At 41.6% G+C, this 2,525-nt stretch carries 2 protein-coding genes; both read right to left on the bottom strand.

Translation table 11 applies throughout. From position 1 onward, the window contains the following. On the bottom strand, positions 1–1,261 hold a 1,261-nt coding region (locus WB217_RS11540), incomplete at its 3' end, for a Na+/H+ antiporter NhaC family protein (protein WP_423993373.1). A gap of 438 nt (positions 1,262–1,699) precedes the next feature. Next, the coding region (locus WB217_RS11535; protein WP_423993372.1) for an EAL domain-containing protein at positions 1,700–2,525 on the bottom strand (826 nt) is incomplete at its 5' end.

Here is a 2,525-nt window from a genome sequence, read left to right as displayed (position 1 = left end):
GAAAGACCCCGCACACACTCCATGGGACGAGTGGATTGATGACTGTTCCTGCATCCTCAAGGACCCGTGACAGGTTTTTCGCCTGTAGTCCCGCTTTTTCGAAATGCCCCGCGAAAGTGTTTCCTGTTAACAAAATTGAGAGGTACTGTTCTCCGATTAAAAAATTTATCCCTATAGCAGACAATGCTGCTGAACCAATCAGGACAGGGACTTTCTGCAGACTGGCCGTTAGTCCCTGAAGTAAAGCAGGCAGGACGCCTAGTTTGAACAACAAGCCTCCCATACTTAGGGCGAGGAGTACTAGCGAAACAGAAAATAACATGCTTTCAATCCCTCCACGAGACAACAGTGAATCCAGTTGTTCGTTCCCACTCTGTGATTGATAGCCTGAGTATAAAATTCCCGGCAGAGTTCCCCATTCAGATCTTTCCACGACAAGCAGGCTTATTGCCATTGCCGAAAAGGTTCCAGCTCCTAGCGTCAAGATCGAAGAAACCTTTTTTACAGCAAGAACAGCGATCAAGATTAACGGAATAAGAGAGTACCAGTGTACAAGATTCATGTCGTCCAGGGTCTTCTGCAAACCATTCAGTTTACTGAAATCTGCTGACCCGAGCTCCGGAGACATCCCTGCAAATAAAAGTAATGAGATAAAGAATGCTGGTACAGTAGTCCATGCCATATTTTTAATATGATCGAATAAATCAACCTTGACCGTGGAAGAGGCGAGTACAGTGGTATCGGAGAGCGGAGACATTTTATCTCCCAAAAAGGCTCCAGATACTACAGCACCAGCAGTGATGGCTGATGAAAAACCGAGTGTTTCACTTACTGCGATAAAAGCAACCCCAATAACAGCTGCCGTTGTCAGAGAACTGCCAATGCTTAAACCAACGACTGATGTCACAAGAAAAACGATGGCATAAAACCATTTTCCAGAAACAAGTTCAAACGCCAGAAATATTAATGTAGGAATTGTTCCAGCAGCAATCCAGCTGCTCACAAGCATGCCAATAAAAAAGAAAATCATGACCGCTCCTAGTCCTGCTTTTGCTCCTTCAACCATGCTGCTTTCGAGGTCTATTATTTTTATTTTCTTGAACAATCCGTATACGATCAAAGCTCCAATTGCGAGCATGACCGGTATGTGTGGAACCAATTCTAACTTGATCATTCCATAACTTATTCCTGACAATAAAAGCAGGATAACGGCTAAAGCTTCCGATGTTTTTAATGAGATTGCAGGCTGGTGATTTAACATGTTGTTCCCTCCAATTAGCTGAAATACAAATAGCTCCTTTTCGTCTAGGGACGAAGGAGCTCCGCGGTACCACCCTAATTGGCAAACAAACACGCCTGCCCACTTCATTAATAGTGTCATCAATCGACAGCTGTATTTCAAATTTGCCACTGCCTGGATTTTCAGCTACCATCCAGTCTCTTTCTGCTGCCCATGACAACTCTACTTTTTACTGTCAACACTATATCATATCACTTTTTCACTTAAACGCTTTTATGCATAAAAGCGTCGATGTGTAATATCAATATAGTATTTTACTATTAAAATGTCAAGAAAAAACCTGTCTTTTTAAAAGACAGATTTTATTCATGATTCATATTCTTAAATCTCGCCATCTAGTTTGCCGGATCTTCTTCCGTTCACACCCGTTTCGACCCTTCTTAAGACATGCTTTTATGACTACCTTATACCTGTTGTTACGTAAGATGTATTTAAGCTAGGCTTCCCGATATAAAATCCCTGTGCAAGATCGATACCAATCTTTTGGCAGTACTCCATTTCTTCCTTCCTTTCAATTCCTTCTGCCAGTACCGTAATATCAAGTTTATTTGCCAATTCAATGACCCTTGTTAAAAACTCCTGGTTCTCAGCAACCTCGTCGCAATAATGAATATACTGTCGATCGATTTTTACATAATCAGGGTTCAGCATCTCGAGTACTTCTAGGGTTGAAAAACCTGTTCCAACATCATCAAGGGCAACCTTCATGCCTTGCCTTTTATATGTATTCAAGACGTTCTTTAGGTGTTGGATATCTTCGATTTTTTCTGATTCGACTACTTCAAATACAAGATCATCCGGATTGATTTGATATTTTTCTACAAGTCTGAAAGTATGCTGCAGACAATATTCCGGATTATATATTGTTGATGGCAGAAAGTTAATGAAGCTTTTTATCCCTGCTGGTACTTTTTCTTTTTTTGCCTTAATCGCAGCTTCCCGCGCCCGTTTATCCAGCAAGGAAAGCAGACCAGTTTCATGAGCAGTTCCGAAAAGTTTTCCAGGAGGTATCTGTTCAGGTGATTCTGTCCTCAACAAAGATTCATAGCCATAAATCTGGCCGTCATTCTTGAGATTGACGATAGGCTGCAAGTAGCTTACAAGACTTCCATGATTGATCATTTCAACCGTGTCACGTTCCCGTACTCGACTATACAAAGAAGTGAGACTGATGTTCATTCTAGGAATTACATTCTTATCGGAAATCCCCGCCTCGACCCCTTTT

It is taken from the genome of Mesobacillus sp. (assembly GCF_049588175.1).
Taxonomy (GTDB): Bacteria; Bacillota; Bacilli; order Bacillales; family Cytobacillaceae; genus Mesobacillus.
The sequence above is the reverse complement of the archived record's forward strand: the minus strand, read 5'-3'. Positions and strand labels throughout refer to the sequence as shown.